We start from the raw sequence: 18,565 nt of genomic DNA, 5'->3' as shown, positions 1-18,565 counted from the left end.
ATCCGAACGGGCGATCCGCGCCGCCGGAGTCGGTGGCCCGGCCGGAACAACCGGCGGGCAGGGATGGGGGAGTGCGACGATGGCTTCACGGGTTTGGGCGACGGGACTGATCGCCCTGATGCTGGCGGGCAGCGCGTCCGGACAGGCGCAGCCAAAAGCCGCCGCCGGGCGCGGGGCGATCAACGCGCGGATGACGGGCGACATCGCGCCGGTCCACGACCCCGTCATGATCCGCGCCGGCAAGACCTATTATGTCTACGGCACCGGCCTCGACGGGCAGATGCTGAGCGCGCGGACATCGACCGACCTGATCCACTGGACCGCCGGCACGCCGCCGCTGTCGCGGCTCCCCGACTGGGCGACCAAGGCCGTGCCCGGGACGAAGGGGATGTGGGCGCCCGACATCTCGCGCGGGGCGGACGGGCGCTACCGGCTCTATTATTCGGTTTCGACATTCGGGTCGAACCGCTCGGCGATCGGTCTGGCGACCAGCGCGACGCTCGATCCGGCCGCGCCGGGCTATGGCTGGCGCGACGAGGGGATGGTCGTGATGTCCACCCCGGCGGACGATTTCAACGCGATCGACCCCAACCATGTCGTCGATGCGGACGGCCGCCACTGGCTGGCGCTCGGCAGTTTCTGGAGCGGGCTGAAGCTGTTCGCGCTCGATCCGCGGACCGGCAAGCTGCTCGATCCCAAGGAGAAGCCCTACGCGATCGCGCGGCGTCCGGCCCCCGCGGGTGGGCCGGCCCCGGTGGAGGCGCCGTTCATCATCCGGCACGGCGGCTATCACTGGCTGCTCGCCAGCTATGATTATTGCTGTAAGGGCGTGAATAGCACCTACTACACCGTTGTCGGCCGCGCGAAGGCGATCACCGGGCCGTATCTCGGCAAGGACGGCAGTACGATGCTGAACGGCGGCGGCACGATCCTGCTGCGCGCCGACCTGCAGGAGCAGCAGCGGTTTCGCGGGCCGGGCCATCCGGGCGTGATGCACGATGCCGACGGGCGCGATTATGTGGTCTACCACGCCTATGACCGGACGAAGGACGGCGTGCCCACGCTCCGGATCGCGCCGATCGCCTGGGGTGCCGATGGTTGGCCGACAGCGGAGTATCAATGATGATCGCAGTTTCACGCCGCCTGTTCGTGGCCGGTGCCGGCGCAGTGTCCGCCAGCGGCGCGATCGCGCGTCTGCCCGGCGGGGCGCCCGCGGCCGCGCCGGTGCCGAGCAACCCGGTGGTGCGCCAGCGGGCGGATGCGCAGGTGTTCCGCCACGACGACGGCTATTACTACATGACCGGGTCGGTCCCGGAATATGACCGGATTGTGCTGCGCCGGTCGCGGACGCTGGCCGGGCTGACGACGGCGCCGGAACGCGTGCTGTGGCGGCATCTCGCCAGCGGACCGATGTCCGGCTTCCTGTGGGCGCCCGAGCTGCATCTGATCGACGGCAAGTGGATCGTGTACTTCGCCGCGGGGCCGAGCGGGGGCGGGGAGGACGTGTTCCGCATCCGCACCTATGCGCTGGTGGCGGACGGGGCCGATCCGATGACGGCGCGCTGGTCCGTGCTGGGCCAGTTGAAGACGCCGTGGGACAGCTTCAACCTCGACTCGACGTCGTTCGTCCACCGCGGCACGCGCTACCTGTGTTGGGCGCAGCGCGAACCGGGGATCGAGACGAACAGCAACCTGTACCTCGCGCCGCTCGCCACGCCGCTGACGCTGGCGAAACCGCCGATCCGGCTGGCAGTGCCGACGCTGGACTGGGAGATCCAGGGCTACAAGGTCGCCGAGGCGCCGTCGCTGCTGGCGCGCAACGGCCGGCTGTTCATCACCTATTCGGCGAGTGCGACCGACGCGCGCTACTGCCTCGGCATGGTCAGCGCGCGCGCCGATGCGGACATCATGAACGCCGCATCCTGGACGAAGTCGCCGCTGCCGGTGTTCGTCTCCTCGACGGTCACCAACGTCTACGGGCCGGGGCACAACAGCTTCACGGTGGACGAACAGGGCCGCGACGTGCTCGTCTACCACGGGCGCGACTATGCCGCGATCAAGGGCGATCCGCTGTTCGACCCGAACCGCCACACGCGGATGCAGCGTTTCTACTACAAGCCCGATGGCACGCCCGACTTCGGTATCCCGGTCGGCAACGGACCGCTGCCGGACCGGTTCGCGGCGGTCGGTGGCGACGCCGGCTTCCTGCGCCATGACGGCGACCGCGTGTCGGTGGGGCAGGGCGACATCGCGTCCAGCCAGTTCCGCCGGGTGCCGGGCATCGCCGGGCGGGGCAGCGTGTCGCTGGTGCCGATCGATGCGCCCGACCGCTATCTGTTCGCGCAGGGCGACGGGCAAATCGCGCTGGCGGCCAAGGACGGCGGCCGCGGGTTCGCAGAACAGGCGAGCTTTATCGCGCGGCCGGGACTGACCGATCCGGGCGGCATCACGTTCGTGGCGGCGGGGCGGCCGGGCATGGCCGTGCGGCGCGGCGACGGCGCGTTGATGCTCGGCACCACCGCGACGCCCGCCGAGCGCGCGTCCGCCACCTTCCTGGTGCGCTGAGCCATGATCGCGCCGGTCGATCGCCGCACGCTGCTGGCCGGCGCATTTGCCGCGACCGCGATCGGCGGCGAGGGGGTGGTGCGTGCCCAACCCGCGCCGTCGTCGCGTCCGCCGCTGCTCGCGCCGACCCCGCCGATGGGGTGGAACAGCTGGAACAGCTTCGCGACGACGATCACCGAGGCGCAGGCGATCGAGACCGCGCGGATCATGGCAGCCAAGCTGCTGCCCGCGGGCTACGACATCTTCACCGTGGATATCCAGTGGTACGAACCGGAGGCGGAGAGCTACACGTACAATGCCCGCCCGACGCCGGCGATGGACGGCCATGGCCGGTTGCTGCCCGCGCTAAACCGGTTTCCGTCGAGCGTCGGCGGCAAGGGGTTCCGCCCGCTCGCCGATCAGGTCCATGCGCTGGGCCTGCGGTTCGGCATCCACCTGATGCGCGGCATCCCGCGGCTGGCGGTGGAGCGCAACCTGCCGGTGCTTGGGACGCGGTACCGCGCCCGCGACATCGCCGATACGACCAGCATCTGCGCGTGGAACCCCGACATGTACGGCGTCGACATGCGGAAGCCCGGCGCGCAGGCCTATTATGACAGCGTGTTCGCGCTCTACGCGTCGTGGGGCGTCGACTTCGTCAAGATGGACGACATGAGCCGTCCCTATGACGCGCACGCAGCCGAGATCGAGGCGGCGCACAAGGCAATCGGCGCGACCGGCCGGCCGATCATCCTGAGCCTGTCGCCGGGCGAGACGCCGGTGCCGCGCGCCGACCATGTTCGCCGCTACGCGCAGATGTGGCGGATCAGCGACGATTTCTGGGACGAATGGGCGTTGCTGGAGGCGCAGTTCGTGCGGCTGGAGAACTGGAACGCGCACCGTGCGCCGGGGGCGTGGCCGGACGCCGACATGCTGCCGCTCGGTCGGCTGGCGCTGGGCGCGCGGGATACGAAATTCACGCCGGACGAGCAGGGGACGTTGATGACGCTGTGGGCGATCGCACGGTCACCGCTGATCATGGGCGGCGACCTCCGCCACCTTGACGACGCGACACTGGCGCTGCTGACCAATCCGGAGGTGATCGCGGTCAACCAGCGGAGCGACGGCAACCAGCCGCACTACATCGCGGACGGGATCCGGGTCTGGTCGGCGCGGGTGCCGGGTACCGACGATCGCTACCTCGCCTTGTTCAACACCGACAAAAGCGCGCGATCCGTGACGCTTGATCTGACGTTGCTTGGTCTGTCGGGCCGTGTCGGTATGCGGGATCTGTGGAAGCGGCGTGACGAGGCAACGGTGTCAGATCGGATCACGCGGACCATTGCATCGCATGGCGCCGCGCTGTACGGGCTGACGCCCGGCGGCTGAAAAGGCCGGTTTGGCGGCGTCTGTCCCTCGCTCGGGCCAAATATTTCGCCGTGCGACAGACCCGTAACTTACCGCTTGCGTAAAGCACCGAGCAGGCATAGCGGATGTCGGAGTAATGGTAGGCCGACAACAAGGCCGCGATAACGAATCGGGGAGAGGTCGCATGGCGATCAAGGCATTCAAACTCTGTTCTGCGTCCGTCCTCGCGCTGGTGCTCGCCGCACCGGCTTTCGCGCAGGCGGTGCCCACCACGCCGCAGGATCGCCCGGAGGTCGCGCCGACCGGCACCCCCGCACGGACCGACAGCGCCCCGGCGGCGACCACCCCGACCGCCGACACCGCGCAACCCGCAGCCGGCGCCGCCGCACCCGCCGCGGACGGCAGCGAGGAAGCGATCGTCGTCACCGGGGTGCGGGCCAGCCTGGTCGGCGCGCTGAACGTGCGCAAGAATTCGATCCAGATCGTCGACTCGATCGTGTCCGAGGATGTCGGCAAGCTGCCCGACAACAATGTCGTCGAGGCGTTGCAGCGCGTGACGGGCGTGCAGGTGACCAACCGCACGGGGGGCGAGGCCGCCGCGATCTCGATCCGCGGGCTGCCCGACGCGCTCACCACGCTGAACGGCCGCAACATCTTCACCGCGGCGGGGCAGGCATTCGCGCTGCAGGACATCTCCGCCAATCTCGTCAAACAGGTCGACGTGTACAAGACGCGCGCGGCCGAGCAGATCGAGACCGGGCTGGCCGGACAGATCGACGTCGCCACGCGCCGCCCATTCGATTTCGACGGGTTCGCGATCTCGGGCCTCGCACGCGGAATCTACAACGAACAGGCCGACAGCTATAACCCGAACGCGGCGCTGCTCGTCAGCAACCGCTGGGAAACCGGCATCGGCGACATCGGCTTGCTGGTGAACGGCAGCTACACGCGCACCAAATATCGCGACCAGACGATCACCGCGGGCGCGTTCGTCCCGTTCGCGACCGAGACGCCGCCCGCCGGGTCCGGCCTCGCGCCGCTCGAGCGGATCTTCCCGGGTGCGACCAACGGCAACTGGACGCCGGGGCTGGACCGCGGCCTGCCGACGACGCCGGGTTCGACGCTGAACATCAACGGCGTCACCACGCCCTATTACCTGTCGCGCGACGCGATCTTCAGTTCGGACCTGTACGGCAAGCGCGAGAGGCCGTCGGCCAACATCGCGCTGCAATGGGCGCCGAACAGCAGCTCGGTCTACACGGCCGAGGCGTTCTACGCCGGGTTCCGCGGCGAGACGTTCAACAGCCTGCAGTTCAGCTTCGTCGATTTCTGGGGCAATCCGCAGCCGGTGACGCTGTACGACGGTACCAACATCGTGAAGTCGCGCACCGCCAACAGCGTCTACGGGTTCAACAGCGGCGACTATACCAAGTCGAAGACGGACAGCTTCGTCTACGCGGTGAACGGCAAATGGGATCTCGGATCGAGCGGCAAGATCATCGGCGACGTCGCCTATCAGACCAGCAAGGTCACCACGTCGTTCAACGCGATGCGGACCGAGCGGACCGCCAACCAGATCAACGTCGATTTCAACGCGGGCGGTGGCATCCCGTCCTATCATTTCGACAATGACGCGCTGCTGACCGACCCCAGCATCTGGAACGTCGCGCAATTCTACGACAACGCCAATCGCGACAAGGGCAGCGCGCTGACCGGCACGCTCGACGGCTATTATGGCTGGGACGAAGGCTTCCTGCGCCAGATCAAGGCGGGCTTCCGCTACGACAACCGCAAGGCGGCGACGTCGGTCCGGACGCAGGACGCCGCCAATCTCGGCCGCACCCTGTCGTCGCTGCCGTCCGAAGCGCAGTTCACGAACAAGGACTTCTTCGACGGCCGGAGCGACAGCCCGACCAGCTGGGTCCTGCCGAACGGTTACTGGCTGCACGAGAATGCCGACACCGTCCGCGCGCTGTATGGGCTGAAGACGTCCGACCAGCTGGCGTTACAACGCGTGTTCGATATCACCGAAACCACGCTCGCCGCCTATATCCAGGCGGATGCCGAACTGTCGATCTTCGGCCGGCCGCTCAAGCTGCAGGCCGGCGTGCGGCACGTGACGGTCGACACCGATTATAATTTCTTCGATCGGTACGCCAACGGTGCGCAGACCTTCGTGTCGACCGGCTCCGCGAAGTGGCTACCGAGCTTCACCGCGCGGTACGAGATCACCAACAAGCTGCGCGTGCGGTTCAACTACGGCCAGACGTTGCGCCGGCCGAGCTTCTCGGACATCAACCCGAACTTCGCGCTGACCGGCGATCTCACCAATGTCGGCTACGGCAGCGGCACGGCGGGTACCGCGACGCTGCGGCCGACGGAGTCGAAGAATTACGACGTCGCGGCCGAATGGTACTTCGATCGCAACAGCGCGATCTTCGTCACCGGGTTCCGGCGCGAGGTTGACGGCCTGGTCGTGCCGCTGACGGTGCGCGAGACGATCCCGAACAACGGGATCGTCGCCGGTGCCACCAACTCGTTCGCGATCACGCGGCCGGTCAACGCGTCCGACGGCGTGCTCAAGGGGATCGAGGCGGGCCTGACCTATTTCCCGGACTATCTGCCGGGTCCGTTCCGCGGCCTCGGGTTCCAGGGCAGCGTCACCGTGCTCGATTCGAAACAGAACATCCCGCTGTCCGATGCGGCGGGCAACATCACGGGGCAGGCGACCTCGCCCTTCTTCGGCGTGTCGGACCTGTCGTACAACACGACGCTCGCTTATGATCGCGGGCCCATCGGCGCGCGGCTGTCCTACATCTGGCGCAAGGCGTTCCTCGCCAACAACGAGGCGCGGCTGTTCGCCAACCCGATCGGCGTGTGGCGCAACCCGGAAAAGAGCCTCGACCTCCAGCTGACGCTGAACGTCAACGACCGGCTGGGGCTGACGTTCGACGCGGTGAACCTGACCAAGTCGAAGCAGCAGACCTACTACAAGTTCGAGGACACCGGCGGCCCGGAACAGTTCAACCTGGGCACCACGTTGCTCAGCCGGACCTTCGCGATCGGCGCGCGCTACACGTTCAAGTAAGGCTGTGTCCCCCCCGGTCGTGCGGCCGGGGGGAGGTTCATTTTAGGCCGGCCCGCCCGGCAGGATCCCCTGCCGCGTGGCGAACGCGACGAACAGGCCGGGCCAGGCGGATGCCGATTGGGTCGCGGGCAAGCGCGTGCCGAAACCGTGGCCGCCATCCTCGAACACATGCATCGCGACGGGTCGTTTGGCGGTCCGCATCGCATCGAACATCGCGACGCTGTTCGCCACCGGCACCAGATCGTCGTCGGCGGCGTGGACCAGGAACACCGGCGGGGTGGTAGCATCGACGCGCCGCTCAACCGATCGCGCCCGCAGCGCGGCGGCGGGCGCATCCTTCCCGAGCAGATTGTCGCGCGAACCGCCATGCGTGAACGGCGCATCCAGGCTGATGACGGGATAGATCAGCCCGGCCAGATCCGGCCGCGCGCTCAGCCGGTCGGTGGCGTCGATCGGCGCATAGACCCGTTCCGCATGGCGCGTTGCGAGCGATCCGGCGAGATGCCCGCCGGCCGAGAAACCCAGCACCGCGATCCGATCCGGCCGGATGGCGAAGCGCTGTGCGCCGGCGCGGATCGTCCGCATCGCGCGCTGCGCATCCTGCAACGGCACGTCGCCGCGCCCGTCCCAGCCCTCCGCGGGCAGGCGGTACATCAGGATGAAGGTGGTGATCCCACGCGCGTTGAGCCACTTCGCCTGCTCCTCGCCCTCGTTATCGTAGGACAGGAAGCCATAGCCGCCGCCCGGCATCAGCAGCACCGCCGATCCGTTAGGCCGCGCGGGGCGCCGCACCACCAGCAGCGGGCGCGCGATGCCGCGGATCCAGCGGTCGGGGTGGGCGGGATCGCGCCCCTTCTGCTCGATCGAGCGGGTGATCTTGGTCCCGCGGCTGCCCGGCGGCGGGCCGGGCCAGAGTTCGATCACCTCGTCCTGCGCGGTGACCTGTCCGGCAAGCGGCGTCGCGGCGAGCGCCAGTATCGCACCCCCGCCGAGTATCGCGCGACGGGATGGTGGCGTCATGACGGTCTCCTGATGGCCGATGGGCATGTGGCGCGCCCTGGCTTGGCAGAGATGTATGCGCGTTCCGACCGGCCGCAAAGGGTCCGCGTCACCCCGCCGGCAGCATCGCCTTCAGCGGGACGGTGTCGTCGGCGAGCAGGGTCGGGGTGATCTCCGCACCCGCCACCACCAGGGCGCGGCCCTGGACATAGTCCTTCACGCTGTTGACGCAGTCGAGCGCGATCACCCGCCCGTCGCGCAGATAGATGACCGAGAAGCTGCGCGTATCGGGATCGCCGCGCAGCACCGCGAGATCATGGCCGGTCGACAGCCCGACGGTCTGCAGCTTCAGATCATACTGGTTCGACCAGAACCACGGCACCGCATGATAGGGTTCGGCCGCCCCGGTCAGCCCCTTTGCGACGATGGTCGCCTGGTCATTGGCGTTCTGCACCGATTCGAGGCGGATCGCGGCACCGCCCGCAAACGGGTTGGCATGGCCCGCGCAATCGCCGATCGCGAACACATCGGGCAGGGTGGTGCGGCAATGGTCGTCGACCGTCACGCCGTCGCCGCCCGCCGCGCCCGCCGCCAGCAGCGGTTCGACCGCGGGCACGATGCCGATGCCGACGATCACCATCTCGCACGGCAACACCTCGCCGTCCGCCAGCCGTACGCTGGTGACCGCGCCGTCGGCTTCCTCAAGACAGGCGACCGTGACGTCGAGCCGCAGGTCGACGCCGCGCGCGCGATGTTCGGCGGCGTAGAAGGCGGACAGCGGCGCCCCGGCCACCCGCGCCAGCACACGGTCCTGCGCCTCCAGAACCACGACCGGCTTGCCGAGCTTGGTCAGCACCGCCGCCGCCTCCAGCCCGATATAGCCGCCGCCGACCACCACGACGCGGCGCACGGCGGGCAGTTCGGCCATCATCCGGTCGACATCCGCCCGTGTCCGCACGCCGTGGACACCGGCCAGCGCATGGCCAGAACAGCTCAGCCGCCGCGGCTGGCCGCCCGTCGCCCAGACGAGCGTGCCGTAGCCGACCGTCCCGCCATCGGCGAGCGTCACGCGGTGCCCCACGGGATCGACCGCCACTACCCGCCGGCCGGGCAGGAGCGTAATGTCGCGCGCGGCGTAGAAGCTCTCCGGTCGGATCAGGATGCGTTCGAACGGCTTGTCGCCCGCCAGGTAATCCTTCGACAGCGGCGGTCGTTCGTAGGGCAGTTCCGGCTCGTCGCCGAGCAGCGCGATGCTGCCGGCATAGTCGCGTTGCCGCAACGCGATCGCCGCCTGCGTCCCGGCATGGCCCGCGCCCACGATCAGGACGTCGTAACGGATCGCTGCGTCTCCGGCCGGTGCCGGGATATTCGATTCAAACACGCTGTGCATACTCGCAGGCCAGATGATGGCTCTGCGCTATCACATCCGGCCGGTGATGCCAGTCATCGTGCGGCGATGGCACGGACGCCGCTTCACCGCGCGGGCAAACCCCGCTATTCGGCGGTCCGCGGCTGCGCGGCCCCGCGACGATGCGGGGGGCCGGAGCGCGGGATCGCAACTGGCAGAGGAGCCCCGGCATGACCCGGCGTCTGGAATTGCACCCCGATCGGCTGTTTCCCGCCGATCCGACGACGCGCGCCATCGCGCGCAGCCTGTATGCCGGCATCGCCGACCTGCCGATCGTCAGCCCGCATGGCCATGTCGACCCGAACTGGTTCGCGGATGATCACCACTGGACCGACGCGACCTCGCTGCTGCTCGCGCCCGATCATTATCTCTACCGCATGCTGTACAGCCAGGGGATCGACCTCGATCGGCTGGCGATCCCGCGGCACGGCGTCGCGCCCGAGACGGCGATGCGCGACGCATGGCGGGTGCTGGCCGAGCATTATCCCCTGTTCCGCGGCACGCCGTCGCGGATGTGGCTCGACCATGTGTTCGCCGAGGTGTTCGGCATGGACGTGGCGTTCGAAGCTGCGACGGCCGACCTGTACTTCGACGCGATCGGCGAGAAGCTCGCGACCGACGCGTTCCGCCCGCGCGCACTGTTCGACCGGTTCCGGATCGACTTCCTCGCCACCACCGAGGGCGCGCACGACAGCCTCGACGCGCATCACCGCATCCAGGCAAGCGGCTGGACCGGGCGCGTCGTCAGCACCTATCGCCCCGACGGCGTGATCGATGTCGAGCATGAGCAGTTCGCGGGCGCGATGCGGCGCTTCGCCGAACTGACCGGCGAGGACGTCTACAGCTGGCACGGCTACCTCGCGGCGCACCGCAAGCGCCGTGCGGACTTCCGCGCGGCCGGGGCCACCGCGACCGACCACGGCCATCCGACCGCAGCAACCGCGAACCTGTCGCCCGCGGAATGCGAGACGCTGTTCGCGCGGATCGTCGGCGGCGACTGGACCGCAGCCGATGCCGAACTGTTCCGCGCGCAGATGCTGACCGAGATGGCGGGCATGAGCATCGAGGACGGCATGGTGATGCAGATCCACCCCGGATCGGTGCGCAACCACAATGCCGGCCTGTTCGCCAGCCACGGCCGCGACAAGGGCGCCGATATCCCCCGCCGCACCGACTATGTCCACGCGCTGAAGCCGCTGCTCGACCGGTTCGGCACCTCGACCGACCTGTCGATCATCCTCTTCACGCTCGACGAAAGCACCTATTCGCGCGAACTGGCGCCGCTCGCCGGTCATTATCCCTGCCTGAAACTGGGGCCGGCCTGGTGGTTCCACGACAGTCCGGAGGGGATGCGCCGGTTCCGCGAGATGACGACCGAGACGGCCGGTTTCTACAACACGGTCGGGTTCAACGACGACACGCGCGCGTTCCTGTCGATCCCGGCGCGTCACGATGTCGCGCGGCGGATCGACTGCGGCTTCCTGGCCCGTCTCGTGGCCGAGCACCGGCTGGAGGACTGGGAAGCGGCGGAGTTGGCGCAGGAGCTGACGAGTGGCTTGGTCCGTCGGGCGTACAAGCTGTGAGGCTGTCGCGCGCAACGCTGTCCGCGCTGTCCGACGATGTCGTGCGGCCCGTCGAGGGGTCGGGGCCGGTGCGGCGGATCGTCCATCTCGGCATCGGCGCGTTCCACCGCGCGCATCAGGCGGTGTATACACAGGACGCCGGCGACGGCTGGCGGATCACGGGCGTATCGCTGCGTTCGGCGGCGGTCCGCGATACGCTGGCGCCGCAGGACGGGCTCTATACCGTGACCGATCGGCAGAACGGCGCGGGCGAGACCCGGCTGGTGACCCTCATCGACACGCTGCTCGTCGCGGCGGAGGATCCGCAAGCGGTGATCGCTGCGATCGCGGCCCCCGACACGCATGTCGTCACGCTGACCGTGACCGAGAAGGGCTATCACCGCGACCCCGCCCCCGGCCGGCTGCTAACCGATGATCCCGCTGTCGCCGCCGACCTGCGCGGGGACACGCCGCAGACGATCTACGGTTTCCTCGCCGCCGGGCTGGCGCGGCGCCGCGCGGACGGGGCGGGGGGGCTGACGCTCGTGTCGTGCGACAACCTGTCGCACAACGGCACGCTGCTGATGGCGCTGCTGCTCGCCTTCCTCGACGCGTCGGACGCGGGGCTGGCGGACTGGACCCGCACGCATGTCGCGGCACCCGATACGATGGTCGACCGGATCGTGCCCGCCTCGACCGCCGCGGACCGCGCGACGGTCGCCGCGGCGATTGGCGTCGAGGACGCAGCGGCGCTGGTGACCGAGCCGTTCCGCCAGTGGGTGATCGAGGACCGCTTCGCCGGCCCGCGTCCGCGGTGGGAGGCGGCGGGGGCGCAGATCGTCGCGGACGTCGCACCGTTCGAACTCGCCAAGCTGCGGCTGCTCAACGCCAGCCATTCGACGCTGGCCTATGCCGGGCTGCAGCTCGGCCATGAGTATGTCCACCAGGCGATCGCCGACCCGCTGCTCCGCGCCTTCGTCCTGGCGCAGATGCGGACGGAGGCGGTCCCCGGCCTGACCCCGGCCGCGGGGCTGGACCCGGAGGCGTACATCGCCGCGATCCTCGACCGGTTCGGCAATGCCGACCTCCACCACCGGCTCGACCAGATCGCGATGGACGGGTCGCAGAAGCTGCCGCAACGCTGGATCGCGACCGTCGCGGACCGGCTGGAGAGAGGGCAGGCGAGCCCGTTCCACCTGATGAGCCTCGCGGCCTGGATGGCCTACACGGCGGGCGCGCCGGCGATCGCGAGCGATCCGTTCGACGCGCGCTATGCGGCGATCTGGGCCGAGGCCGGGGGCGCTGTGGGCGCTGTGGTGACGCGGTTCGCCAGAGAGCTGGGCATCTTCGCGCCTGCGATCGGGGCGTCCGAAATCACGATGGCGGCCCTTGTCGAAGCTGTGACGAAATGGCGGACGGCCGGTCCCCGCGCGGCGTTGCAGGATGCGATAGCGGCTTCCTGAACCGTTCATCTCGAGCGCATTCGAAGCTCACAGCGCCCCTCGGCTGCGTTCGGGATGGACGCGGTTGGGCGGGTACATGCACGCGTTCGAGCGCGAAGATTTCAGCTGAACCGTACCCCTATTCCGTTTGGTTCGAGCCTGTCGAGAACTCTGCGCTGAGTTCTCGACAAGCTCGAACCAAACGAGGTGGGGGCAACTGATGTGACTCGACGCGCGCGCTCCAGACCCAGATCAGCTGTTCGCGGTCGATGCCTGTGTATCCTGCTTCGGCGCCTCGAACGTCGCCCAGTCGCCGTCCTCGCTCGGCCGCGGGGGTTCGCCCGCGATCCCGCCGGGCTCGACGTGTCCCCCGGTGCGGCGGCGGTGCAGGTGGACCTTGGCGATCATGTTGGCCGAGATCGGCGCGGTGATGAACAGGAACAGCGAGATCAGCAGCTCGTGCGCGGACCAGATCCCGCGCGACTGGAAGAACAGCACGCTCGCGACCAGCAGCGCGCCAAGCCCGAGCGTCGTCGCCTTGGTTGGCCCGTGCAGCCGCTCCATCGTCGTCGGCAGGCGGACGAGCCCCCAGCTGCCGATCAGCACGAACGCCGCGCCGAGCAGCAGCAGCCCCGCGACCGCGATGTCCAGCAGCGCGCTCATTCGACGATATCCCCGCGCAGGACGAACTTGCAGTAGGCGATCGTGCTGACGAACCCGACCATCGCGAGCAGCAGCGCCGCCTCGAAATAGGTCGCCGTGCCGCCCGCGATGCCGATCAGCAGAATGACGCCAATGACGTTGATCACCATCGTGTCGAGCGCCACAATCCGGTCGCCGAGCGCAGGCCCCTTGAGCAGCCGCCAGCCGTTCAGCAGCAGCGCGAGCGCGATGGCGACCGCGGCGATATAAAGTGCCACCGTGATCATCGGAAGATCCTCAGCAGGGGGGCCTCGTAGCGCGCCTTGATCCGCGCGATCTCCGCCACCGGATCGGGCACGTCGAGCGCGTGGACCAGCAGGAAGCGGCCGTCCGCGGAGACGTCGGCCGAGACGGTGCCGGGCGTCAGGCTGATCGTGCCGGCGAGTACGGTGATCGCCTCCGGTGTGGTGAGCGCGATCGGGATCACCAGCCAGCGCGAACGCAGGTCGGCGTTGCGGCGGAACAGGATCAGCCCGGCGACCTGGAAATTGGCGACGACGATGTCGTACAGCACCGTGACGAGGTAGACGAGCAGCGTGCGCCCGAACCGGATGCGCGGGCGATCCGGCCAGAACGGTTCTGTGAACTTCGGCAGCAGCACGCCGAACAGCGCGCCCATCAGGACGCCACCCGCGGTGATGCCGTTCGCCATCAGCAGCCAGACGACCAGCAGCATCGCCGACAGCGCGGGGTGCGGCAGGATGCGCTTCATCATCTTGGAGCCTCCCTCAGCACCGCGGCGATCGTGCGCTCGGGTGCATAGACCTGCGCCGCGGTCGCCTGCATCTGCGCCGTGACCCAGCCGGCGCCGATCGTCAGCAGCGCGAGGAGCGCGATCAGCATGGCGGGGGCGATGAACTCGAAGCGCGACCGCGCCGGACCGGTGATCGGTGCGGCATCGGGCGCGGACTTCCAGAACAGTCGGCTGCCGCTCTGTGCGAAACCGATGACGCCGATCAGGGTGGTGCCGAGCACCGTCGCCCAGATGACCCACCAGCCGGGCAGCGCGAAACTCGACTGGAGGATGAACAGCTTGGCGACGAAGCCCGACAGCGGCGGCAGGCCGACGGCGCCGACGGTGGCGGCCAGGAACAGCAGCCCGGCCGCCTGCTGTCCGGCGAAGCGCGGCGTGGGGACCAGCGCGTCGCCATATTGCCCGCGCCGGCGCTGCGCCACGTCCGCGACCAGGAACAACGCCGCCCCCGCGATCACCGCGTGGACGAGGTATGTGAGAGCCGCCGCGGTCGTGGTCGGCGTCCAGCAGGCGACCGCGAGCAGCAGCGTGCCGGTCGACCCGACGATCGCGAACGCCGCCTGTTCCCGCATCGCGCGCGCCGCCAGGATCCCGGCGAACCCGATGATCGCGGTCAGGACGGCAGCGGGCAGCAGCCACGGGGCGGGCACCCAAGCGGCCGCCCCGGCACCGTCGCCGAAGATCAGCGGGATGACACGGATCATCGCATAGACGCCGACCTTCGTCATGATCGCGAACAGCGCGGCCACCACCGGCGCGGTCGCGGCATAGGTGCGCGGCAGCCAGAGATGCAGCGGCACGACCGCGGCCTTCAGCGCAAAAACAGTGACGAGCAGCAGCGCGGCGATCCGCAGCAGGCCCTGATCCGCCGCGCCCAGCGCCGCAACGCGCACCGCCAGATCGGCCATGTTGAGCGTGCCGGTCAGCCCGTAGAGCAGCCCGAGCGCGATCAGGAACAGCGCCGATCCGACGATGTTGACCACGACATAGGCGACCCCCGCCTTCAGCCGGTCCGCCCCCTGGCCGTGCAGCATCAGGCCGTAGGACGCGATCAGCAGCACCTCGAAAAACACGAACAGGTTGAACAGATCGCCGGTCAGGAACGCGCCGTTCAGGCCGAGCAGCTGGAAATGGAACAGCGGGTGGAAATGCCAGCCGCGCCGGTCCGCCGCGGTGACGACCGCATGGACCATCACCACCAGCCCCAGCACCGCGGCCAGCACCAGCATCGTTGCGGACAGCCGGTCGAGCACCAGCACGATGCCGAACGGCGCGGGCCAGTCGCCGAGTGGATAGGCGCGGATCGTATCGTCCTGCGCGATGCCGAACAGCGCGAGCGCCGCGGCCAGCATCGCGACGCAGCCCGCTAGCGAAAGCGCGACGCCGACCCGCCGCCGCCGCCGCATCGCGAGCAGGGCCAGCGGCGCGACGATCGCCGGGATCACGACCGGCGCGATGACGAGATGGTCGAGCGCGGTCATTCGCCTTCGTCCCGCGGCGGATCGGCGATCCCGTCGACCTGGTCCGACCCGCTTTCGAGGTAAGACCGCAGCGACAGGATGACGACCAGAGCGGTCATGCCGAAGGTGATGACGATCGCGGTCAGCACCAGCGCCTGCGGCAGCGGATCGGCATGATCGGTCATGCCGGGCGCGTAGAGCGGCGGCCGATCGACCACCAGCCGCCCGACCGCGAACAGGAACAGATTGACCGCATAGGATAGCAGGGTCAGCCCCAGCACGACCTGGAACGTCCGCGCCCGCAGCGCGAGGTAGATGCCACCCGCGGTGAGCACGCCGATGGCGCTGGCGACCAGAAATTCGAGGGTCATCGTGGCGGCTCCGCATCCGGTTCGCGGTATTTCGCGGCGCGCTGCGCGACATGGCTGAGCTGGGCCAGCGCCATCATCACCGCGCCGACCACGACGCAGGCGACGCCCGTGTCGAACAAAGTCGCGGTCGCCAGCTCGAACTCGCCGACCAGCGGGAGGGTGAAGTGGCCGAAGCTGCTCGTCAGGAACGGCTTGCCGAACGCGAGCGAGCCAAGGCCGGTGGCGGCCGCGATCAGCACGCCCATCGCGATCAGCGGATGTTCGCCGATCTTGCGCCGGTCGTCGGTCCAGTCGAACCCGGAGGCGAGATACTGGAGCAGGAGCGCGATCGCGAAGACCAGCGCCGCGATGAACCCGCCGCCCGGCTGGTTATGCCCGCGCAGGAAGATGTAGATGCCCACCAGCAGCGCCAGCGGCAGCAGCAGCCGCGTCGCCATCACGAACATCATCGGGTGGCGTTCGGGCGAATGCGGCATGTCCGCGCGCCATTCGCGCAACCGCCGCCCGGCCGCACCGCGCGCCGCGGGTTCGAGCAACGCGTAGATTGCGAGGCCGGCGATGCCGAGCACGATGATCTCCCCCAGCGTATCGAACGCGCGGAAATCGACGAGCGTGACGTTGACGACATTCTTGCCCCCGCCGCCGGAATAGCTGTGCGCCCAGTGCCAGGACGACACCGACGTGCGCGCCTCGCGCGTCATGATCGCCCACGCGGTCCAGCCCGTGCCGATCCCGGCCGCGATGCCCAGCACCGCATCGCGCACCCGGCGCGGCGTGTCGGACAGCCGCGGCGGGATCTTCGGCAACAGGTGGAGCGCGAGCAGCATCAGCAGGATCGTCACGACCTCCACCGCGATCTGCGTCAGCGCGAGGTCCGGCGCGGACAGCCGGACGAAGGCGAGCGCCATGACCAGCCCGATGACGCTGATGAAGACGAGCGCCAGGAACCGCCGCCGCTGTGCGATCACCACCGTGCCGGTCGCCACGACCAGCGCGAACCAGGCGACGATCGCGATGGGGGAGGCGGGCTGCGTCGGTCGCGTGCCGCCGGGCAGGCCGCCGTTGGTCAGCGCGCCGTCGATCCCGCACGCGACCGCAACCGCGAACAGCATGAACAGATAGCGTTGCAACGACGCCGTGTGGACTGCGAGCGAAACACGCCGCGTCGCGCCGATGATGGCATCCATGGCGGTGTCGAACATGAACTTCGCGTCGGGCCTGCGCTGATCCGCGACCCAGCGCGCGATCGGCCGACGCCGCCACAGCAGCAGCGCACCCGCCGCGACCGCGACGATGCTCATCCCGAGCGCCGGGTTGATGCCGTGCCAAAGGGCCAGATCCAGCTCCGGCGGCGTACCCCCGATCACCGCACCGGACGCGGCCCGGACGAGCGGCCCGGCGATCGTCATCGGCAGCAGACCCAGCACGAGCGCGACCGTCACCAGCACCACGGACGGCCCGATCATCGCGAGCCCCGGATCATGCGGCGCCCCGACTTCACCGGTCCGCTGGGCCCCGAAATATTGCATGGCGTAACGCAGCGAATAGGCGGCCGACAGCAGCGCGGCGAGCGTCGCAAGCAGCGGGACCAGCCAGCCCTGTCCCGCGTGAAGGCTCTCCTCCAGCATCATCTCCTTCGAGATGAACCCGCCGAGCGGCGGCAGCCCGGCCATCGCGGCGACCGCCAGCGTCCCGAGCGTCGCGGTGATGGGCATCAGCCGCGCCAGCCCGCCCAGCCGCGTGATGTCGCGCGTGCCCGTCTCGTGATCGACGATCCCGGCGTTCATGAACAGTGCCGCCTTGAACGCGGCATGGTTCAGGATGTGGAACAGCGCGGCCGTCACCGCGGCGGCGGTGCCGAAGCCGAGCAGCATGACCATCAGCCCGAGCTGGCTGATCGTCGAATAGGCCAGGATCGCCTTCAGGTCGTTGCGAAACAGCGCGACCGCCGCCCCGAACAGCATGGTCGCAAGCCCGGTCGTGGCAACCAGATCGAACCATAGTTCGGTCCCGCTCAACACCGGCCACAACCGCGCGAGCAGGAACACGCCGGCCTTCACCATCGTGGCGCTATGCAGGTACGCGCTGACCGGTGTGGGTGCTGCCATCGCGTGCGGCAGCCAGAAATGGAACGGAAACTGCGCCGACTTGGTGAACGCGCCGAGCAGCACGAGCACCAGGATCGCGGGATAGAGCGGCGACGCGCGGGCCAGATCGCCGCGCGTCAGGATCGTCGCCAGATCATAGGTCCCGGCCGCCTGACCGAGCAGCAGCAGCCCGCCGATCAGCGCCAGCCCGCCGCCGCCGGTCACCGCCAGCGCCATCCGCGCACCCTGTCGCGCGTCCGCCCGATCGCGCCAGAAGCCGATCAGCAGGAACGACGACAGGCTCGTCAGCTCCCAGAACACCAGCATCAGCAGGACATTGTTGGACAGCGCGATCCCGACCATCGCGCCCTGGAACAGCATCAGGAACGAGAGGAACCGCCCGGTCGGCTCGTCCTTCGCCAGATAACCCTGCGCATAGATCACGACGAGCAACCCGATACCGAGGATCAGCCCGGCGAACAGCAGCCCGAGCGGATCGAGCCACAGGCTGACATCGAGATCGATCGCCGGCACCCAGCCGATCCGCAGCGTCAGCGGCGTGCCCGCCAACACCCCCGTCGCGGCATGCAGCAGGAGCCCGAGCCCGATCGCACTCGCGGCCCCTGCGATCGCAATATGCACGCCCCGCGACGCACGTCCGCACAACGCCAGCAACAGTGCGGCGAGGAACGGGAGCGTCGTCAGCGTCGTCAGGATCATCGAGCATTATCCGTGCGGTAGTGCGATCCTCTGACACGATGCGCGGCGCGGGTCGATGCC

At 69.0% G+C, this 18,565-nt stretch carries 14 protein-coding genes; 6 read left to right on the top strand and 8 right to left on the bottom strand.

Annotated elements, in window-relative coordinates:
* The first annotated feature begins 79 nt into the window (after positions 1–79).
* The 4 genes from ACFSGX_RS08315 (at position 80) to ACFSGX_RS08300 (ending at position 7,000) form a co-directional block, all read left to right on the top strand.
* The gene (locus ACFSGX_RS08315; RefSeq protein WP_380929020.1) at positions 80–1,123 is read left to right on the top strand and encodes an arabinan endo-1,5-alpha-L-arabinosidase; all 1,044 of its coding nucleotides are present in this window, start codon (positions 80–82) and stop codon (positions 1,121–1,123) included.
* Positions 1,120–2,565, top strand: coding sequence for a family 43 glycosylhydrolase (locus ACFSGX_RS08310; protein ID WP_380929018.1), 1,446 nt, complete (start codon positions 1,120–1,122; stop codon positions 2,563–2,565). The genes ACFSGX_RS08315 and ACFSGX_RS08310 overlap by 4 nt, the downstream gene beginning before the upstream one ends.
* Positions 2,566–2,568: 3 nt before the next feature.
* Positions 2,569–3,933, top strand: coding sequence for a glycoside hydrolase family 27 protein (locus tag ACFSGX_RS08305; protein WP_380929016.1), 1,365 nt, complete (start codon positions 2,569–2,571; stop codon positions 3,931–3,933).
* 163 nt (positions 3,934–4,096) lie between these two features.
* Complete coding sequence (locus tag ACFSGX_RS08300; RefSeq protein WP_380929014.1) at positions 4,097–7,000, top strand: TonB-dependent receptor; 2,904 nt, start codon at positions 4,097–4,099, stop codon at positions 6,998–7,000.
* Positions 7,001–7,042: 42 nt separating this feature from the next.
* Here the strand turns inward: ACFSGX_RS08300 and ACFSGX_RS08295 are convergent, their stop codons facing one another.
* Both ACFSGX_RS08295 and ACFSGX_RS08290 read right to left on the bottom strand, forming a co-directional pair.
* On the bottom strand, positions 7,043–8,020 hold the full coding sequence (locus ACFSGX_RS08295; RefSeq protein ID WP_380929012.1) for an alpha/beta hydrolase: 978 nt from the start codon (positions 8,018–8,020) through the stop codon (positions 7,043–7,045).
* Between the two features lie 88 nt (positions 8,021–8,108).
* Positions 8,109–9,380 carry an NAD(P)/FAD-dependent oxidoreductase gene (locus ACFSGX_RS08290; RefSeq protein WP_380929011.1) on the bottom strand — a complete coding sequence of 424 codons (1,272 nt, stop codon included), beginning with the start codon at positions 9,378–9,380 and terminating at the stop codon, positions 8,109–8,111.
* 197 nt (positions 9,381–9,577) lie between these two features.
* Here ACFSGX_RS08290 and uxaC point away from each other — a divergent pair, with 197 nt between their 5' ends.
* Complete coding sequence (gene uxaC, locus ACFSGX_RS08285) at positions 9,578–10,990, top strand: glucuronate isomerase (RefSeq protein ID WP_380929010.1); 1,413 nt, start codon at positions 9,578–9,580, stop codon at positions 10,988–10,990.
* Positions 10,987–12,432: a mannitol dehydrogenase family protein gene (locus tag ACFSGX_RS08280; RefSeq protein ID WP_380929009.1), complete on the top strand. Its 1,446-nt coding sequence runs from the start codon at positions 10,987–10,989 to the stop codon at positions 12,430–12,432. Before uxaC ends, ACFSGX_RS08280 begins: the two co-directional genes overlap by 4 nt.
* A gap of 231 nt (positions 12,433–12,663) precedes the next feature.
* On the opposite strand, the gene ACFSGX_RS08275 is transcribed toward ACFSGX_RS08280, so the two are convergent.
* The 6 genes from ACFSGX_RS08275 to ACFSGX_RS08250 are packed head-to-tail and all read right to left on the bottom strand — an operon-like array spanning position 12,664 to position 18,505.
* On the bottom strand, positions 12,664–13,074 hold the full coding sequence (locus ACFSGX_RS08275; protein ID WP_380929007.1) for a Na+/H+ antiporter subunit G: 411 nt from the start codon (positions 13,072–13,074) through the stop codon (positions 12,664–12,666).
* Positions 13,071–13,340, bottom strand: a complete 270-nt coding sequence (locus tag ACFSGX_RS08270) for a K+/H+ antiporter subunit F (RefSeq protein ID WP_380929006.1) — start codon at positions 13,338–13,340, stop codon at positions 13,071–13,073. The genes ACFSGX_RS08275 and ACFSGX_RS08270 overlap by 4 nt, the downstream gene beginning before the upstream one ends.
* Positions 13,337–13,828: a Na+/H+ antiporter subunit E gene (locus tag ACFSGX_RS08265; RefSeq protein WP_380929005.1), complete on the bottom strand. Its 492-nt coding sequence runs from the start codon at positions 13,826–13,828 to the stop codon at positions 13,337–13,339. The genes ACFSGX_RS08270 and ACFSGX_RS08265 overlap by 4 nt, the downstream gene beginning before the upstream one ends.
* On the bottom strand, positions 13,825–15,348 hold the full coding sequence (locus ACFSGX_RS08260) for a monovalent cation/H+ antiporter subunit D (protein ID WP_380929003.1): 1,524 nt from the start codon (positions 15,346–15,348) through the stop codon (positions 13,825–13,827). Before ACFSGX_RS08260 ends, ACFSGX_RS08265 begins: the two co-directional genes overlap by 4 nt.
* Positions 15,345–15,698 carry a Na+/H+ antiporter subunit C gene (locus ACFSGX_RS08255; protein ID WP_380929001.1) on the bottom strand — a complete coding sequence of 118 codons (354 nt, stop codon included), beginning with the start codon at positions 15,696–15,698 and terminating at the stop codon, positions 15,345–15,347. Before ACFSGX_RS08255 ends, ACFSGX_RS08260 begins: the two co-directional genes overlap by 4 nt.
* Positions 15,695–18,505 (bottom strand): monovalent cation/H+ antiporter subunit A, encoded by a 2,811-nt coding sequence (locus ACFSGX_RS08250; protein ID WP_380928999.1) that lies wholly within the window; start codon positions 18,503–18,505, stop codon positions 15,695–15,697. The genes ACFSGX_RS08255 and ACFSGX_RS08250 overlap by 4 nt, the downstream gene beginning before the upstream one ends.
* Positions 18,506–18,565: the final 60 nt, after the last annotated feature.

Source organism: Sphingomonas arantia, assembly GCF_042682045.1.
GTDB classification, from domain to species: domain Bacteria; phylum Pseudomonadota; class Alphaproteobacteria; order Sphingomonadales; family Sphingomonadaceae; genus Sphingomonas_R; species Sphingomonas_R arantia.
The sequence above is the reverse complement of the archived record's forward strand: the minus strand, read 5'-3'. Positions and strand labels throughout refer to the sequence as shown.